Annotated in this window: 15 protein-coding genes; 9 read left to right on the top strand and 6 right to left on the bottom strand. The window is 72.3% G+C overall.

Features of this window, described 5'->3' with window-relative positions; genetic code table 11:
* Positions 1-59 precede the first annotated feature (59 nt).
* The 6 genes from OG589_RS08120 to OG589_RS08145 all read left to right on the top strand — a co-directional run bounded on the left by OG589_RS08120 (position 60) and on the right by OG589_RS08145 (position 6,697).
* Positions 60-1,157 (top strand): hypothetical protein, encoded by a 1,098-nt coding sequence (locus OG589_RS08120; RefSeq protein WP_405147570.1) that lies wholly within the window; start codon positions 60-62, stop codon positions 1,155-1,157.
* 123 nt (positions 1,158-1,280) lie between these two features.
* Entirely contained in the window at positions 1,281-1,754 is a 474-nt protein-coding gene (locus OG589_RS08125; RefSeq protein ID WP_405147571.1) for a hypothetical protein, read from the top strand.
* Positions 1,751-2,926, top strand: a complete 1,176-nt coding sequence (locus OG589_RS08130; RefSeq protein ID WP_405147573.1) for a zinc-dependent alcohol dehydrogenase — start codon at positions 1,751-1,753, stop codon at positions 2,924-2,926. The genes OG589_RS08125 and OG589_RS08130 overlap by 4 nt, the downstream gene beginning before the upstream one ends.
* A 202-nt stretch (positions 2,927-3,128) precedes the next feature.
* Positions 3,129-3,794: a CBS domain-containing protein gene (locus tag OG589_RS08135; RefSeq protein ID WP_405147575.1), complete on the top strand. Its 666-nt coding sequence runs from the start codon at positions 3,129-3,131 to the stop codon at positions 3,792-3,794.
* 129 nt (positions 3,795-3,923) lie between these two features.
* Positions 3,924-4,820 carry a universal stress protein gene (locus tag OG589_RS08140; protein ID WP_405147576.1) on the top strand — a complete coding sequence of 299 codons (897 nt, stop codon included), beginning with the start codon at positions 3,924-3,926 and terminating at the stop codon, positions 4,818-4,820.
* Between the two features lie 176 nt (positions 4,821-4,996).
* Entirely contained in the window at positions 4,997-6,697 is a 1,701-nt protein-coding gene (locus OG589_RS08145) for a GAF domain-containing protein (RefSeq protein ID WP_405147577.1), read from the top strand.
* Between the two features lie 13 nt (positions 6,698-6,710).
* On the opposite strand, the gene OG589_RS08150 is transcribed toward OG589_RS08145, so the two are convergent.
* The 4 genes from OG589_RS08150 to OG589_RS08165 all read right to left on the bottom strand — a co-directional run bounded on the left by OG589_RS08150 (position 6,711) and on the right by OG589_RS08165 (position 9,992).
* Positions 6,711-7,352, bottom strand: a complete 642-nt coding sequence (locus OG589_RS08150; protein ID WP_405147579.1) for a response regulator — start codon at positions 7,350-7,352, stop codon at positions 6,711-6,713.
* Positions 7,353-7,518: 166 nt separating this feature from the next.
* Positions 7,519-7,941: an Hsp20/alpha crystallin family protein gene (locus OG589_RS08155; RefSeq protein WP_405147581.1), complete on the bottom strand. Its 423-nt coding sequence runs from the start codon at positions 7,939-7,941 to the stop codon at positions 7,519-7,521.
* A gap of 122 nt (positions 7,942-8,063) precedes the next feature.
* Positions 8,064-8,330 carry a DUF1876 domain-containing protein gene (locus tag OG589_RS08160; protein WP_405147582.1) on the bottom strand — a complete coding sequence of 89 codons (267 nt, stop codon included), beginning with the start codon at positions 8,328-8,330 and terminating at the stop codon, positions 8,064-8,066.
* 39 nt (positions 8,331-8,369) lie between these two features.
* Positions 8,370-9,992 carry a bis-aminopropyl spermidine synthase family protein gene (locus OG589_RS08165; protein WP_405147584.1) on the bottom strand — a complete coding sequence of 541 codons (1,623 nt, stop codon included), beginning with the start codon at positions 9,990-9,992 and terminating at the stop codon, positions 8,370-8,372.
* Between the two features lie 131 nt (positions 9,993-10,123).
* Between OG589_RS08165 and OG589_RS08170 the strand changes: the two genes are divergently transcribed.
* Together OG589_RS08170 and thrS are read left to right on the top strand one after the other, a co-directional pair.
* On the top strand, positions 10,124-10,750 hold the full coding sequence (locus OG589_RS08170; protein ID WP_405147585.1) for a glycoside hydrolase family 25 protein: 627 nt from the start codon (positions 10,124-10,126) through the stop codon (positions 10,748-10,750).
* Positions 10,751-10,835: 85 nt separating this feature from the next.
* The gene (thrS, locus tag OG589_RS08175; RefSeq protein ID WP_405147587.1) at positions 10,836-12,803 is read left to right on the top strand and encodes a threonine--tRNA ligase; all 1,968 of its coding nucleotides are present in this window, start codon (positions 10,836-10,838) and stop codon (positions 12,801-12,803) included.
* A gap of 223 nt (positions 12,804-13,026) precedes the next feature.
* Here thrS and OG589_RS08180 read toward each other — a convergent pair whose 3' ends face one another.
* A complete protein-coding gene (locus OG589_RS08180; RefSeq protein WP_405147588.1) occupies positions 13,027-13,647 on the bottom strand; it encodes an Asp23/Gls24 family envelope stress response protein in 621 nt (206 codons plus the stop codon).
* 183 nt (positions 13,648-13,830) lie between these two features.
* Here OG589_RS08180 and OG589_RS08185 point away from each other — a divergent pair, with 183 nt between their 5' ends.
* A complete protein-coding gene (locus OG589_RS08185; RefSeq protein ID WP_405147590.1) occupies positions 13,831-14,373 on the top strand; it encodes an HIT family protein in 543 nt (180 codons plus the stop codon).
* Between the two features lie 16 nt (positions 14,374-14,389).
* Here the strand turns inward: OG589_RS08185 and OG589_RS08190 are convergent, their stop codons facing one another.
* Complete coding sequence (locus OG589_RS08190; RefSeq protein WP_405147592.1) at positions 14,390-16,504, bottom strand: hypothetical protein; 2,115 nt, start codon at positions 16,502-16,504, stop codon at positions 14,390-14,392.
* Positions 16,505-16,669: the final 165 nt, after the last annotated feature.

A 16,669-nucleotide genomic window follows, 5' to 3' on the forward strand; every position in this document is an offset into this window, starting at 1 on the left:
CATGCGCGGGTGAGGCCCTTGTCCTGAGCCTGGTGGGGACACCGGACAGGAGGCGTCCCATGACCACATACAGCGAGCGCCGCGAATACTGCTCTCTGCCCCCGCAATCCACCCCCGTCCACGCCGCCGGGCTCGCCGGCACCCGGCTCGAAGCCCTCATCCTGGGCCGGCTGAAGTGGCTGAACGGCACGGTGCTGCACTACTACTTCTTCGACCGCGAGACCGACGGATCCACCGTGACGGCCGCGGACGGCACGTCCGGCTTCGTGTCCTGGGTGGGCGGCAAGGACCAGCAGGACGTCGTCCGCGAGAGCTTCCGGGCCTGGAAGGACCTCGGCATCGGGCTGGAGTTCGCCGAGGTGGACGACCGGACGGAGGCCGAGGTGCGCATCGGCTTCATGCGGGGCGACGGATCCTGGGCCTACCTCGGGCGCGACGCGCTGAGCATCGCCACCGACGCCCGCACGGTCAACTACGGCTGGCCGCTCACCACCCCCTACGGGCACACCACGGCGCTGCACGAGATCGGCCACGTCATCGGCATGCCGCACGAGCACCAGAGCCCGTTCGCCGGCATCGTCTGGGACGAGGAGGCGGTCTACCGGGACTTCGGCGCCCCTCCGAACGGCTGGTCGCGGGAGAAGACCTTCAACAACGTGATCCGCAAGCTGGACCAGTCGGAGGTGACCGGCTCGGTCTGGGACGCGTCGTCGATCATGGAGTACACCTTCGGGCCCGGGCTCATCCTCGAACCCGAGCAGTACCGGCACGGGGTGTTCCCGCCGGGCACGATCTCGGTGCTGGACGCGGAGTTCGCCCGCCAGTGGTACCCGCCGACGAAACCGGCGGGGCCGTCGCTGCTGTCCCCGTTCACCTCCGTCCCGCTCGGCCTGTCCTCCGGTGAGCAGGCCGACTACCTGATCGTGCCGGAGGGCACCCGGGACTACACGGTGGCGACGTTCGGCCAGAGCGACACCGTGCTCGGGCTGTTCGAGGAGATCGACGGGGAGCCGCGCTACGTGGCGGCCGACGACGACTCCGGGCGGCCGCACAACTCCTCCGTCACCGCGCACCTGGTCAAGGGCCGCCGCTACGTCGCGCGCGTGCGGCTGTACTCGGCGAGGGGGTCGGGACAGACGGCGATCATGTACTGGTGAGCCGGACCCCCGGCACCGGGGTCAGGCGCGCGTCAACTCCTTCTCAAGTGCCCCCCATTGGAGGGAGGCGTGGGCGGGGATGGGTAGCCATCCCAGCAGTTGTCCATCAAGGGGGATAGGGGCATGAAACGTGCTGTTTTGGGCGCGATGATGCTCGGGGGCGCCGGCCTGGGCGTGATGCGCTGGCTCACGTCGCGCCAGACCAAGGCCAGGGCACGGCGGGAGGCGAGCCGGTGGCTGATGGTCACCATCAACCGCCGGCCCGAGGAGGTGGTGCCGGACGGGCGCCTGCCCGAACCGCTGGCGCGGCTGGGCGAGACGATCGAGGTGCAGGTCAGGGAGGCTCCCGGCGACCGCGGCACCGAGCTCGGAGCGCGGCCGGTCACGCCGGCGCCCACGGGCGTCGACGAGGTCATGGCGCGCCTCGCCGGGGAGGACCCGCGCCAGGCGGTACGGAGGGCTCTGCGGGAGTCCAAGTGCCTGATCGAGACCGGGGAGGTGCTGCGGCCCGACGAGCCGCCGACGACGCGGCCCACCCCCACTGGAAGGCTTGCGGATCTCGCCGCGCAGCGCGCGGGCGGGGAGGGACGGCTGTGAAGGCACTCACCTGGCAGGGCATCAACGATCTGTCGGTGGAGCGCGTGCCCGACCCTCGGATCCTCAACGCCCAGGACGCGATCGTCAAGGTACGGCTGACCACCACCTGCGGCTCCGACCTGCACCTTCTCGGCGGCTACATCCCGGCCATGCGCGCCGGGGACGTCATCGGCCACGAGTTCCTCGGCGAGGTCGTCGAGGTCGGCTCCGAGGTTCGCAGGCACAGGGTGGGCGACCGGGTGGTGGTGTGCTCGGTCATCGGCTGCGGGCGGTGCTGGCACTGCGAGCACGACATGTGGTCCCTGTGCGAGAACAGCAACCCCAAGCCGGGCATCACGGACATGATGTGGGGCGGGTCTACGGCCGGCATCTTCGGCTACTCCCACGCCATGGGCGGCTTCAAGGGCAGCCACGCCGAGTACGCGCGCGTCCCCTTCATCGACTACGGCGCGTTCTCCGTGCCCGACGGAGTGGACGACCTCAACGCCCTGTTCGCCTCGGACGCGGCGCCCACCGGCTGGATGGGCGCCGATCTCGGCGGGGTGCGCCCGGGTGACGTGGTCGCGGTCTGGGGGTGCGGCGGCGTGGGCCAGATGGCGGCGCGGGCGGCGATCCTCCTCGGGGCCGACCGGGTCATCGCGATCGACCGCTACCCCGAACGCCTCACGATGACCGAGCGCCACATAGGGGCCGAGACCATCGACTACACCCGCACGGACGTCATCGCCGAACTGCGTGAGCGCACCGGCGGCAGAGGTCCGGACGTCTGCATCGAGGCGGTCGGCATGGAGGCGGACAGCGCGGGCCCGCAGAAGGTCTACGACAAGGCCAGGCAGCGGCTCCGGCTCGAACAGGACCGTCCCATCGCCGTGCGGGAGGCCATCCACGCCTGCCGCACGGGCGGCTCGGTGTTCGTCCTCGGCGTCTTCGCCGGGATGGTCGACAGGTTCCCGCTCGGCGCCCTGATGAACAAGGGGCTTACGTTCCGGGGGGCGCAGCAGCACGGGCAGCACTACATCCCGAAGCTCCTGGACCTGATGTCCAAGGGCGAGCTGAGGACGGCCCACCTCGCGACGCACACGATGTCGCTCGACGACGGGCCGAGGGGATACGACATGTTCAAGACCAAGAAGGACGGGTGCGTGCGCGCGGTCTTCCGCCCGTGGGCCTAGCCCTCTCCCGCCCCGCCTCCTTCACGCCCTCGCCGCGATCACCTCGCGCGGCGGGGGCGTCGGCGTGCGGGCACCCGGAACAGGCGGCGACGGCCGAGTTCGGCTGAGTCCAAGGTCCCCGCCGCCCGGGACCTTCGGCGCTGACGGGGCCGAGGGGACGAGCGGGATGCTCGAACCAGGGCGGGAAGTCAGGGAGGCAGCCATGATCATGAATGTCGGGGACGTCATGGGCAAGGTGGCCATCGCGGTCGAGCTGAACACGTCGTTCGCGGACCTCGTCGAGACGATGCGCCGCTTCAAGGTCGGTGCCGTCGCGGTGATCGACCCCGACCGGCGGCCGGTGGGAGTGGTGTCCGCGCACGACCTGCTGCTCAGGGAGATCGACACGCCGCGCGGGGGAGGGGTGTTCGAGGGTCACCGGCAGCGCAGGGAGCACGCCAAGGCCGCGGGGAGCACGGCCGCCCAGGTCATGACGACCCCCGCGATCACCGTGACCGAGCGGACGCCGGTCAGGGAGGCGGCCCGGATCATGCACGACCACCGGATCAGGCAGCTGCCCGTGATCGACGCCAACGGCAAGATCGTCGGTACCGTCCACCAGTCCGACCTGCTCAAGATCTTCGTACGCCCGCCCTCGGACGTTCGCGCCGACGTCGACGACGCCCTCTGGCGCGCCTCCGTCGACCCCGACACGCTCTCGGTCATGGTCGACCACGGCCTGGTGTCGCTGCGGGGGACGGTCGCGCGGCGCTCGCAGATCGCGCAGGCGGTCGAGGCGGTGCAGGCGATCGACGGCGTCATCGAGGTGGACGACCACATGTGCTACGAGACCGACGACCTCGCCACCGTGCCGCCCCTGTACCTCTGAGCGCCGTCTCGCCGTGCCCGCCGCACAGACCCCCCGGTCCGGTGCTTCCCGGCGTCGTGTGAAGGTGGAAGCAGGACACGAGGCCCGTCCCGGCGGGCCGGTGTCGGGGTCGTGGGGGAGGAGCGGGCGATGACTGGACAGATCGTCGTCGGGATCGACGGTTCCCCGTCGGCGGCGGCCGCGGTGGAGTGGGCCGCCGACGACGCGATGCGCAGTGGAGCGCGGCTGAGGATCGTGCACGTCTGGGAGCCGTGGTCGTACGACTTCCCGTTCAAGGCGGCGCCCCGCTCGCAGAGCTCGCTTCCCGCCTACTGGACGGGCGCGCTGCGGTCGGCCGTCGAGTGGGTGCACGACCACACGCCGGGCGTCGAGGTGAGTTCCGCGCTGGTCACCGGGGCGGTGTCCGAGAGGCTCACCACGGAGTCGGAGTACGCCGACGAGCTGATCCTCGGCAGCAAGGGGCTCGGCGGCCTCACGGGCCTGGTGCTCGGATCGGTCGGCAGGTCGGTCGCCGGGCACGCGGAGGGCCCGGTGGTGGTGGTGCGCCGCTCCGCCCCCACCCGGAACGGCGAGATCGTCGTCGGCTTCGACGGGTCGGAGGCGTCCCAGGCCGCCATGGAGTACGCCCTGCGGCAGGCCAGGCTGCGGGGAGCGCGGGTGCAGGTCCTGTACGCCTGGTCGGCGCCGCCGTTCGCGCCGGACGCGACCGCCTACGCGGGCGGGGTGCGTACGGCGGCGGAGGAGGAGGCGCGCGAGGTCCGGCGCCGCCTGGACCCCTGGCAGGAGCGCTATCCCGACGTGCGGATGGTCGGCTCGGCCGTCCGGGGGCACGCGGTTCCCGCGCTGTCGGACGCCTCGCGGGAGGCCGACCTGGTCGTGGTCGGCTCCGGGGCGCACGGCGCGTTCGGCCGCGGCTTCACGGGCTCGGTGGCCCACGGCGTCCTGCACCACGCGCGCTGCCCGGTCGCGATCGTACGGCCGCGCCGCCCGCACCCCGGGCCCCCGGCCGCCGCCACTCCGCGCTGAGTCCCATGACGCCGCTCCGCGCCGAGCCCCACGGCCGCCGGCCGGCGGGCGCGCGGGGCATCGGCGGGTGCTGGGGTGGCAGGGCGCTGGTCAAGTGGTGCCCGATCTTTGCGTAAATGTCCTGACCTGGCCGTTCGTACGGATTCGGGTGGGGCGCCGTGTGGGAGACTTCCTGTATGGCGGACGTCCAACCGCGCTCGCTGATGCCGCACATGCGGCTCGACGAGCTGCTGTCGGAACTGCAGGTCAGGCTGGAAACCGTGCTGGCGACACGCGACCGGGTCCACGCCCTGCTCGACGCGGTCGTCTCTGTGGGCAGCGACCTCGACCTGGAGACGGTCCTGCGCCGCATCGTGGAGACCGCCACCACGCTCGTGGACGCCACCTACGGCGCCGTCGGACTGATCGGCGAGGGCAACACCCTGGTGCAGTTCGTCCCCGTCGGGCTGTCCGAGGAGGAGATCGCCCGCATCGAGCACTGGCCCCACGGGCTCGGGCTCCTCGGCCTGCTGATCAAGGAACCGCGCCCGCTGCGGCTGCACCACATCGCCGAGCATCCCGAGTCGTACGGCTTCCCGCCCGGCCATCCGCCGATGGGCTCGTTCCTCGGCGTGCCGATCCGGGTGCGCGAGGAGGTCTTCGGCAACCTCTACCTCACCGAGAAGCGCGGCGGCGGCGACTTCGAGGAGGAGGACGAGGCCATCGTCATCGCCCTGGCCACGGCGGCCGGCGTCGCCATCGAGAACGCCAGGATGTACGAGGAGACCCGGCGGCGCGAGGCATGGCTCCAGGCGTCCTCCGAGGTGACCACCAGCCTGCTGTCCGGCGCCGACTCCCACGAGGTGCTGACGCTGATGGCCAGGCGGGCGCGCGAGATGTCCGGCGCCGACGTCGCGGTCGTGCTCCTTCCCTCGGCGGGAGGCGAGAAGCTCCGCGTGATGATCGCCGACGGGGTGGCCGCCGACGAGGTCACGGCGGTGGAGGTCGTGGTCGGCGACTCGCTGTCCGGACGGGCGTTCACCCTCGGCGAGCCCGTCGTGGTCACCGACCTCGCCGAGACGGAGATCCCCGCGGTGATCTCCGACGAGCTGGAGGTCGGTCCCGCCGTGGCGGTGCCCCTCGGAGCGGCCGGGGCCGTGCGCGGGGTGCTGTCGCTGGGCAAGCGCTCGGGCCGCATCCCGTTCAGCCAGTCCCACGTGCGCATGCTGCACTCCTTCGCCGGGCAGGCGTCCATCGCCCTGGAGCTGGCCGAGGCGCGCGAGGACGCCGAGCGGCTCGGCCTGCTGGAGGACCGCGACCGCATCGCCAAGGACCTGCACGACGTGGTCATCCAGCGGCTCTTCGCGGTCGCCATGACGCTGATGGGCGCGGTACGCCTGGTCGACAAGCCCGAGGCGTCCTCCCGGCTCAAGCACGCCGTCGACGAGCTGGACGGCACGATCAGGCAGATCCGTTCGACGATCTTCGCCCTGCAGACCCCTCCCGACGCGGCGGCGCCCAGTCTCCGCGGGCAGATCGTCGAGCTGGTCGAGGGCGCGCGAGGACACCTCGGCTTCATGCCGGGCCTGCGCATGGAGGGCCCCGTCGACAACAAGGTGCCGTCCGAGCTCGCCGAGCAGCTGCTGGCCGTCCTGCGCGAGACCTTGTCCAACGTCGTGCGGCACGCCCGCGCCTCCAAGGCCGACGTCGGCGTGGAGGCCGCCGGTGGCTGGCTCACGCTCCTGGTCGAGGACGACGGTGTCGGGCCGGCTCCCGGCGGGCGCCGCAGCGGCCTGCGCAACCTCGCCGACCGCGCAGCGCAGTTCGGCGGCACCTTCGCGGTGGAGCGCGCCGAGGAGGGCGGCACCCGCGCCGTCTGGCGCGTCCCGCTCGACTAGAGGCCCATGCCCCTCAGTCCCGCCGCCCGGCCTTGAGCTGCGCGGCGAGCGCCGCCGCCTGCGTGCGGCGCTGCATGTCCAGCTTGGCGAGAAGGTTCGACACGTAGTTCTTGACCGTCTTCTCGGCGAGGAACAGGCGCTCGCCGATCTGCCGGTTGGTCATGCCCTCGCCGATCAGCTCAAGGATGTGCCGCTCCTGGCTCGTGAGCGCGGCCAGCGGGTCGTGCCTGCTCGCCTGGTCGCGCAGGCGCCGCAGCATCGACGCGGTGGTCTTGGGATCGAGCAGCGACTCGCCCCCCGCCACCGTGCGCACGGCCCCGACCAGATCGGACCCGTGGATCTGCTTGAGCACATAGCCCGCGGCCCCCGCCATGACCGCCTCGAACAGGGCGTCGTCGTCGGCGAACGAGGTCAGCATGAGACACGACAGCCCCGGCGTCCTCGAACGGACCTCGCGGCAGACCTCCACGCCGTTCCCGTCGGGCAGCCGCACGTCCAGCACGGCGACGTCGGGCCGGAGGGCGGGGATGCGGGCCACGGCCTGCTGGGCCGTGCCCGCCTCGCCGACGATCTCTATGTCGTCCTCGGACGACAGGAGCGCGGCCACGCCCCGCCGCACCACCTCGTGGTCGTCGAGGAGGAAGACGCGAATCATAGTCGGACGCTAACCGCCCGAGGGTCCGGCCGGAAGGGACCAAGGTCCCTTCCACCACGTGTCGTCACCCGCGGCCGTACCCCACCTGGGGCGCGACCTGGCCGGCGCCCGCCGCACCGCCTCGTCCGGGCCCGCTTCCCGGGCGAGCCCGGTCCGGTGGCCGGCCCTAGCGCTGCTTCTCGATCGGCACGCGCTGGGTCTCCTGCTTCTCCTCCGCGAGCGGGATGTCCACTTCGAGGATCCCGTCGTGGTAGACGGCCTTGACGTCCTTCTCCTCGGCGTTCGGCGGCAGCGGGATCGAGCGGCTGAACTCGCCGTACCTGAACTCGGTGCGGTGCGGCTCCGACCGCTCCTCCTTGCGCTCGCCGTGGATGGTCAGCATTCCGTTGGAGACGATGACCTCCACGTCGTTCTCCGGGTCGATGCCGGGTACCTCGGCGCGGACCACGTAGTGGCCGTCCTTGACGGTGTCCTCGAAACGGACCATCTGGGTCCCGCTGTACGGGCGGGCACCGGTGAAGGGCGCCTCCAGCCAGTCCAGCAGATCGGGTACGAGGCCCCTCGATTCCCGGCGGGTTGGCATAGCCATGTTGACCTCCCTGGCTCGTCTGGTGCTTCACCTCCATCTGATGCCTGGGCGGGTCCCCGGGTGCAGGGGTCGTAGGTCCCGAATGCCGGGGACATTCGCCCTCGCGGCCCGCGCCGGAGGCGTCAGCCGCGCCGCGCGTGCCCGGAGAGCTGGGCGACGTCCTCGGCGGCGTCCCCGGTCAGCTTGTCGGCCAGGTCGGCGAGCGCGCGCCCGGCCGCCAGCTCGTCCCCGATCTCGGGTACGGGCCGGTCGGCGGGGTTGCGGCGGGCGTACCCGACGCTCTCGTGCCTTCTGCCACCTCGGGTGAGCAGGACGGCTCTGGCGATCGTTCGATCGTCGTTGTCGTCCTCGGTGATGTAGACCTCCACGGTCCACTGCTTGGCCTGCATGACGGCACCTCCTGCCGGTCTTCCTCCCTCAACCATCTCTCACCCGGCCGGGGGCCCGGCTCCCGGCCCGGTGGCGGCGGCCAGGCGCAGCGAGGCGGCCACCGCCTCGGGCAGGCCGCGCAGGCGGTGCCAGGGAAGCTCGATCAGCGTGACGTCGTCGGCCCAGGGGGCCGCCTCGGAGACCACCGCGCGCGCCTGCTTCTTGGTGAGGTGCCCGTGCGCCCTGATCAGGCCCTCCCGCCAGGTGTTGGCGAGCTTGCCGTGGGCGTTGTCCAGGATGCCCCGCAGCAGGCGGCCGGTCTCGTCGGCCGGGGGCGGCATCCGTACGGCGTCGACCACCGTGCCGGCGGCGGTGATCTCGTACAGCGGGGCGAGCGGCGCGGACAGCTCCGCGAGGCCGGTCAGGGGCTCGGCGAGATGGGCCCGCACATGGCGGGCCCGGGTCGCGAGCAGCAGGCGGGGGAGCGCCGCCTCAAGGCCGGCCGGCACGGCGATCGCCACCCGAGAGGGGGAGGCGGCGTACGGCTTGGCCAGCCACGTGGACAGCCTCGCCCTCGGCACCCGGGGGGACGCCTCCTTCGGCCAGTCGCCCACCAGGACCTCCGGCGCGAAGGCCGGTCCGGCGTCAGGGCCGGAAGCGGGCTCAGAGCCCGGCCCGGGCGGCGGGCCCGCCGGTCGCGACTCGACCGACTGCGGCCCCTGGGTGTAGATCGCGGTGCCGAAACGCTCGACCCTGGCGGCGACGGCCGGGCGGGTCTTGGTGGTGGGGCGCAGGACATAGAGGTCGGCGGCCGAGCCGATGGCCTCCGCGCCGGAGTAGCGGTTGAAGTCGGGATACATCGCCTCCAGGGCGAGGTTGAGATCGTGCAGCGAGCCCTGCACCTTCAGCGCCAGCATGGGGGTGCGCTCGCTCGCCCCGTACGCCAGCAGGACGCGGCCGCGCTCAGGGTCGCGCAGCCCCTCCACGGCCCTGGCCACGAACAGCCCGACCCCCTCGGGGGTGTAGGGCGGGTCGGTGATCGCGAGGTCGGCCTGGTTGCGGGCCGACGGGGGCAGGCCGAGGCGCAGGTCGGCCCAGCGGGTGCGCACGTCGAGGCCGAGGCTCTCGGCCTGCTCGCCGATGTAGGCCAGGATGCGCTCGTCCAGGTCGACCACGGTGACCTGCACGCCAGGGTGGATCATCGCGACCGCCAGCGAGGTCAGGTCGTGGTCGCCGACGCAGAGCAGCCGCGAGCCGGGCAGCCAGAACCTGGCGCCCAGCAGCAGAGCCCTGCGCACGACCGTCTCGGGCGTCGCCGCCACGTGGTCGAGCGCCTGCCGCCCCCGCGGGCCGCCCGCGATCAGCTTCTCCATGCGCTCGACCACGCCGGCGTGGCGGGGGAGCAGGTGGGCCACGGGATCGGCCGGGAGGTCGGGGCCCTCGCCGAGCAGCTCGCGGTAGGCGCGCGCCCGCTCGGCCGTGAGCCGGAACCGCTCCCCTGACCGCTGCGCGCCCGCCTCGCGCAGGAGCGCCTCGATGCCGCGCCGGGAGGTCGCCGTGCGCCTGACCAGGTCCGCGAGGGTCCACCAGCCGCCGTCGCACAGCAGCGCGAGCGCCGCGCGGAACCTCCCGGCGTCCACCCCGGCCTCGTCCAGCAGCCTGTTCAGTCCCTCGGGTTCCATGCCGCAACCCTAGTGAAGGCGCGCGGGTCCTCATCCGTGCGGCCGGGCGCCACCTGGCCGGGCCGGGCGTGTCCGGACGGCCGCGCGGGCGGCGGGCTGACTAAAATCCCCCGGGGCGAGTCACGGGGAGTGTGCGAACCGTCATGCTGTACGGCATAGATGTGTCCAACTGGCAGGGCGCCGTCGACTGGTCGGAGTACGCCGGCGACGGCGTCGACTTCGGCTTCGCGAAGGCGAGCGAGGGAACGGCGTTCACCGACAAGTGGTTCGCGCGCAACTGGACGGGGATGCGGGAGAACTGGCTGGTCTGCGGGGCCTACCACTTCGGGCACCCGAAGGGCGACCCCGACGACCAGGTGCGCCACTTCCTCAACGTGGTCGACGATGCGGGCGGCCTGCGGCGCGGCGACCTGATCGCGCTCGATCTGGAGCACTCCGGCCACCTGCCGCCCCAGGAGGTCGCCGCGTTCGCCCGGCGCTGGTGCCACGTGATGACCCGGCTCACCGGCGTCAGGCCGCTGATCTACACCTTCCTGTCGTTCGCCAGGAAGGGCTACTGTCAGGGACTGGACGACTACCCGCTGTGGATCGCCGCCCCGAGCCATCCGAAGGGGCACCCCGTGGTGCCGCCCCCCTGGGACAGGTGGACCATCCACCAGTACGCCCACGGCCCGATCGACAGGAACGTCTTCCGGGGCACCCGCGCCCAGCTCACCGCGCTCGGCTTCCAGCCCCACCAGCGCGAGAGCAAGGCGTAGGCGACGGCGATAAACGGGGGCGGTTCCCGGTAGCATCGGGCACGATAAAAGCGAAACCACGTCCACGACTTTTCTTGGAGTAATCGTGTCTGCCGCCCTCGAAATACGCATCACCCTCGCCGGAGCCGAGCGTGTGGTGCCGGGCGGCACGACGGCCGGCGAGGCTCTTTCGGCCGACGGGCGCGCCGTCGTCGCCGCGAAGATCAACGGTGAGCCGCGCGACCTCGCCACCGAGGTCGCCGACGGCGACACCGTCGAGCCGATCGCGGTCGACAGCGACGAAGGGCGGGCCATCCTCCGCCACTCCACCGCCCACGTGATGGCGCAGGCCGTCCAGGAGATCTTCCCCGGCGCCCGGCTCGGCATCGGCCCGCCCGTGGAGCACGGCTTCTACTACGACTTCGACGTCGAGCACCCGTTCACCCCCGAGGACCTCAAGCGCATCGAGAAGCGCATGCGCGAGATCGTCAAGCAGGGCCAGGCCTTCTCCCGGCGGGCGGTGTCCGACGAGGCCGCCCGCGAGGAGCTGGCCGCCGAGCCGTACAAGCTGGAGCTCATCGGCCTCAAGGGCGGCACCGCCGACGACGAGAGCGTCGAGGTGGGCGGCGACCAGCTCACCATCTACGACAACCTCGACCCCAAGTCAGGCGAGCTGTGCTGGAAGGACCTCTGCCGGGGCCCGCACCTGCCCTCCACCCGGTTCATCCCGGCGTTCAAGCTGATGCGCACGGGCGGCGCCTACTGGCGGGGCAGCGAGAAGAATCCCCAGCTCCAGCGCATCTACGGCACCGCGTGGGAGTCCCGCGAGAAGCAGGACGAGTATCTCCAGCTCCTGGCGGAGGCCGAGAAGCGCGACCACAGGAAGCTCGGCGCCGAGCTCGACCTGTTCTCCTTCCCGACCGAGCTGGGCTCGGGCCTCGCGGTGTTCCACCCCAAGGGCGGCATCGTGCGCCGCATCATGGAGGACTACTCCCGGCGCAGGCACGAGGAGGCGGGCTACTCCTTCGTCAACACCCCGCACATCACCAAGGAGAACCTCTACCAGGTCTCCGGCCACCTCGACTGGTACGCCGACGGCATGTTCCCGCCCATGGAGCTGGAGGGCGCGCGCTACTACCTCAAGCCCATGAACTGCCCGATGCACAACCTGATCTTCAGGTCGCGCGGGCGGTCCTACCGCGAGCTGCCGCTGCGCCTGTTCGAGTTCGGCACTGTCTACCGCTACGAGAAGTCCGGCGTCGTGCACGGCCTCACCCGCGTGCGCGGCATGACGCAGGATGACGCCCACATCTACTGCACCCGCGACCAGATGCAGGACGAGCTCAAGAGCCTGCTGCGTTTCGTCCTCGGGCTGCTGCGCGACTACGGCCTGGACGACTTCTACCTGGAGCTGTCCACCCGCGACCCCGAGAAGTCCATCGGCACCGACGAGGTCTGGGCGGAGGCCACCGAGGCGCTGCGGGTGGCGGCCTCGGCCGAGAACCTCGACCTCGTCCTCGACGAGGGCGGCGCGGCCTTCTACGGCCCCAAGATCTCCGTGCAGGCCAAGGACGCCATCGGCCGCACCTGGCAGATGTCGACCATCCAGGTCGACCTCAACCTCCCGGAGCGCTTCGAGCTCGAGTTCCAGGGGGCCGACGGGTCGCGGCAGCGTCCCGTCATGATCCACCGTGCGCTGTTCGGGTCGATCGAGCGGTTCTTCGGCGTCCTCGTGGAGCACTACGCCGGGGCGTTCCCTCCGTGGCTGGCGCCCGTGCAGGTCATCGGCATCCCGATCGCCGACGCCCACGTGTCCTACCTCGGCGACGTGGCCAAGAGGCTGCGCGAGCGGGGCATCCGCGTGGAGGTCGACGGCTCCGCCGACCGCATGCAGAAGAAGATCCGCAACGCGCAGAAGTCCAAGGTGCCGTTCATGCTGCTCGCCGGGGACGACGACGTCGCCAACGGCGCAGTCTCCTTCCGTTACCGCGACGGTGAGCAGAAGAACGGCGTCCCGGTCGAGGAGGCCATCGCCGAGATCCTGGACGCCGTCGAGCGCCGCGTCCAGGTCTGACGGCGCGGGTCCGACCGTGCGGAGTGACCGCCCGGGGGTGACCGCCCGGGCGGTATCCCGTGGGTCCGATCGCCCGGGCGTCAGGCGTCCGGACATCATCCGCGGTGTGATCGCCCGGGCGTTAGGCGTCCGGACGTCATCCCGCGGTGTGATCGCCCGGGTGTCAGGCGTCCGGAGATCGTCTCGCGGGTGTGATCGCCCGGGCGCTCGGCCGCCGCCCCGGTCAGAAGTCCTCGGGGTGATCGCCGTCGGACCTGCCGGGCTGCAGCTCGTCCGGGAGCCGCACGTCGTCCACGGTCACGTTGACCTCGACGACCCGCATCCCCAGCATGTGGCTCACCGTGCGCGCCACGTTGACCTTGACGTCCCCGGCGACCTCCATGACGATGTGGCCGTACTCGATCACGATGGTGACGTCGACGGCGACCTGGCGGTTGTCGATCCGGGCGCGGACCCCCTGGTTGGGGCGCTTGGCGCCGATGCCGATGCGGTCGCGCACCGACTCCAGCGCCCTTTCGAGATCTCCGCCGAGGTCCGCGACCCCGGTGACCTCCAGCGCGGCGAGGGCGGCGACCTTCTCCACGACCTCGTCGGCGACCTTGATGCGCCCCCTGACGCCGGTCGTGGTGTCGGGCTCGTCGGCCACCAGCCCGGCGCCGCTCCCCTCGCCGTGGCCCGTGGCGCCGGGTGACTCCTCGAAGCCGGGCTCGGACTCGTCCTCGGCGTGCGCAGGGGCGGGGAAGGAGTCGGGCACGTGGTCCGGCAACGCCTGCGAGGACTCCGCGTACTCCTCGTGACGCTGGTCGTCCGCGGTCGATGCCTCGGTGGAGACGGTGTCGGTCATTGTCGCTCCTCGTTTTGGGGGCCGATGCCGGTTTCGGGGCCGATGTCCTGGCGGCACCTCCCCGTCATACCGGTCCGGCCCGCCGCCCGGGTGAGATTCCGCCGAAACCGTGCCCGAACCGTCCCCGGTCGTTGGACGCGCCCGCTCTCCACCACGGGGATGCCTCGTCCTATGCTGCAAGGCATGCAGGAGCCGATTGAGCAGTCCGGTGCGGGAGAGCCCGACAACTTCCAGCGTCTGTGGTCCCCGCACCGCATGGCCTACATCAAGGGGGAGAACAAGCCGAGCGGCACGGGGCCGGGTGAAGGGTGCCCGTTCTGCGAGATCCCCACGATGAGCGACCAGGACGGGCTCGTCGTCGCGCGGGGCTCATCGGTGTTCGCCGTGCTCAACCTCTACCCGTACAACTCCGGGCACCTGATGGTCTGCCCGTACCGCCACGTCGCCGACTACGCCGACCTGGACGAGGGCGAGACCGTGGAGCTGGCCGACTTCACCAAGCGCGCGATCGTGTCGCTGAGGAAGGCCAGCGGCGCGCAGGGGTTCAACGTCGGCATGAACCTCGGCCACGTCGCCGGGGCGGGCATCGCCGGCCACCTGCACCAGCACGTCGTGCCGCGCTGGGGCGGCGACACGAACTTCATGCCGGTGGTCGGTCACACCAAGGTGCTCCCGCAACTCCTCAAGGACACCCGGGACCTCCTCGCCGGCGCCTGGCCCGCCTAGCCCGCCCTGGCCCGCCTCAGCCTGCCGCGAGCGGGCGCAGCACGGGGGAGGGCCCGGGCGGGGCCGGGGTCAGGGCGCGGATGCCGGCCGAGAGCACCAGCGGGACGGCCAGCGCCAGCGCCATCGACAGCACCGCCGCGCCCGAGTCGTTGACCAGCATGCCGACGACCCCGCTGACCAGGGCTCCGATGAGGCCGGCGCGCAGCATCGGAGCCCGCTCGAACGCCACGGGCAGCACCCCGGCGCTGGCCGCGCCGGGGCGGAACAGCGCGAAGATCAGGAACGCGAAGGCCGCGATGACGATCGGCATGAGGTTCGGCGAGAGCAGCGTGCTGAGCATGGCCGTGAGCTTCCTGAGGATCACCGGCACGAAGGTGCCGTCGACCACCTGCCCGGCGAACCGCCCGAGGTGGGTCTGCGAGCCCGGCGGGCGCAGGTAGTCGAGGTAGGCGATGCCCATCACGATGACGGCGCCCGCGACGCAGAAGGCGCCCAGCTTGACGATCGAGACCCGCTTGCCGGCGACCAGCAGGGCGGTGACCGCGATGCCCGGCACGAACGCGATCACGCCGCCGAAGTCGCTGCCGATCCCTGGCCAGCCGTCGAGGATCATCGCGAAGCCGCCGAGGCCGGCCACCAGGGCGACGGCGGCCTTCCTGCGGCCCGCCCGCACCAACCCGTCGGCGATCGCCGTGGTCACCAGGAGCACGGCGGTGGCGAGCAGGGCGAAGGGGATGTTGCCGAGGCCGTAGTAGCGGGCGCCGACGACGCCGGTGTAGCCCATGACGCTGTCGAGCTGCAGGGTGGTGCCGGTCAGCAGGTCGGCCACGAGCACGCCCGCCGTGACGGCCGCCACGACCGAGGGCGGCCCGAGCACGCCTCCGGCCCCCGGACGGCCGCGCAGGCGCGACCACAGGGCCGGCAGGGCGAAGGAAAGGCCGGTCAGCACGGTCGCGCAGACGAGGACCCCGGCCACCAGCGCCGGCACGGGCACGGCCGCGCGGCTCCAGGGCGTGAGGTTGACCAGGTAGGTCGAGACCGGGAGCGAGGCCAGGCCGAGCGCGGCGATCCGCACCCCGCCGAGGCCACGGCGGCGGCGCAGCAGCAGGAAGGCGACCACGTAGAAGAGCACCTGCAGCACCGCGAGGGCGGTGAAGAACACGCCGCCCACCTCGCGGATGGTCTGCCCGGCGATGTCGGCGTGCCGCAGCGCCGTGGCGCCGTCCTCCACGGTCGTGGCGCGGCCCGCCTGCCACGGCGCTCCGATGACGGTGGCGGGGACGGCCGCTCCCGCAGCCTTGAGCATCGTGGCCGTGAGGTCGGGCAGGATGACCATGTCGTCCCGGTGGGTGGACGTGGCTCCGAGGAAGTGGCCCTGGGCGCCTGGCGCCCGCCACATCGCCACGCGCAGGTGCGGCTCCGAGCCGTGGTCGGACAGCCCGGCGAGCAGCACGGTGGTGTCCGGGGGCAGGTGCGCGAGCACCGAGCCCGCCTTGGCGTCCGCCGCGCTCAGGACGGCTCTGCGCTGGACGGGGGAGAGCTTCTCGGGCGCCTCCGACAGCCGCTCGCCGTCGATGTACGGGCGGATGAGGTCGTCGACGTCCACGGCCAGCACCCCGCAGGCGGACCAGTCGGCGAGCCCGTCGGGGGAGGGGGCGTAGCGGTCGACGCGCCCGGCGCGGTCGGCGAGCGCGAGGGCCGCCCCGGGGCCGACCGCCGCGGTGCACTGGCCCGCCGCGTGCGCGGCGGTGCCGAGCGTGCCCGCGTACGCGACGTCGCGCACCGCCCAGAGCCAGTCGAAGCCGGGGATGACCGCCCCGGCCCCCTGCGGCTCCAGCGCCGGGGGAGGCCCGCACTTGGAGCCGACCGAGGACCGCACCCCGGCAGAGACGGTGAGCCACCCGTCGTAGGGGCAGGTGATCCTGCCGACCGCGCGCACCGACAGCGAGCCGAGCGCGCTCTGGCCGGCCAGCCGCCAGAGGTTCGGGGTGTCGGCGGCGTTCACGTCATGCCAGTGGAGCCCGGGCACGCCGATCAGCGCCACCCGTCCGGGACCGTCCGCCCGCGCGGCGGCGGGGGCCAACAGGAGCCCCGACACGATCACGGCCAACGCGCAGAGCGCCCGCCTCACCACTGACCTCCCACGACCCGTCACCGGCAAATGCTTGGCACCGTACGGGAAACCCGGCGCCCCGGTACAGGAAACCGCGCTGAACACCGCACGAACATGGAGGCCGGGCGTGGTTCACCGGGAAGACCCAGAGGGGGCGCGCTCGCGGGGTCCCCCGACCCCGGC

The sequence above is a fragment of the Sphaerisporangium sp. NBC_01403 genome, assembly GCF_045040145.1.
GTDB lineage: Bacteria > Actinomycetota > Actinomycetes > Streptosporangiales > Streptosporangiaceae > Sphaerisporangium > Sphaerisporangium viridialbum.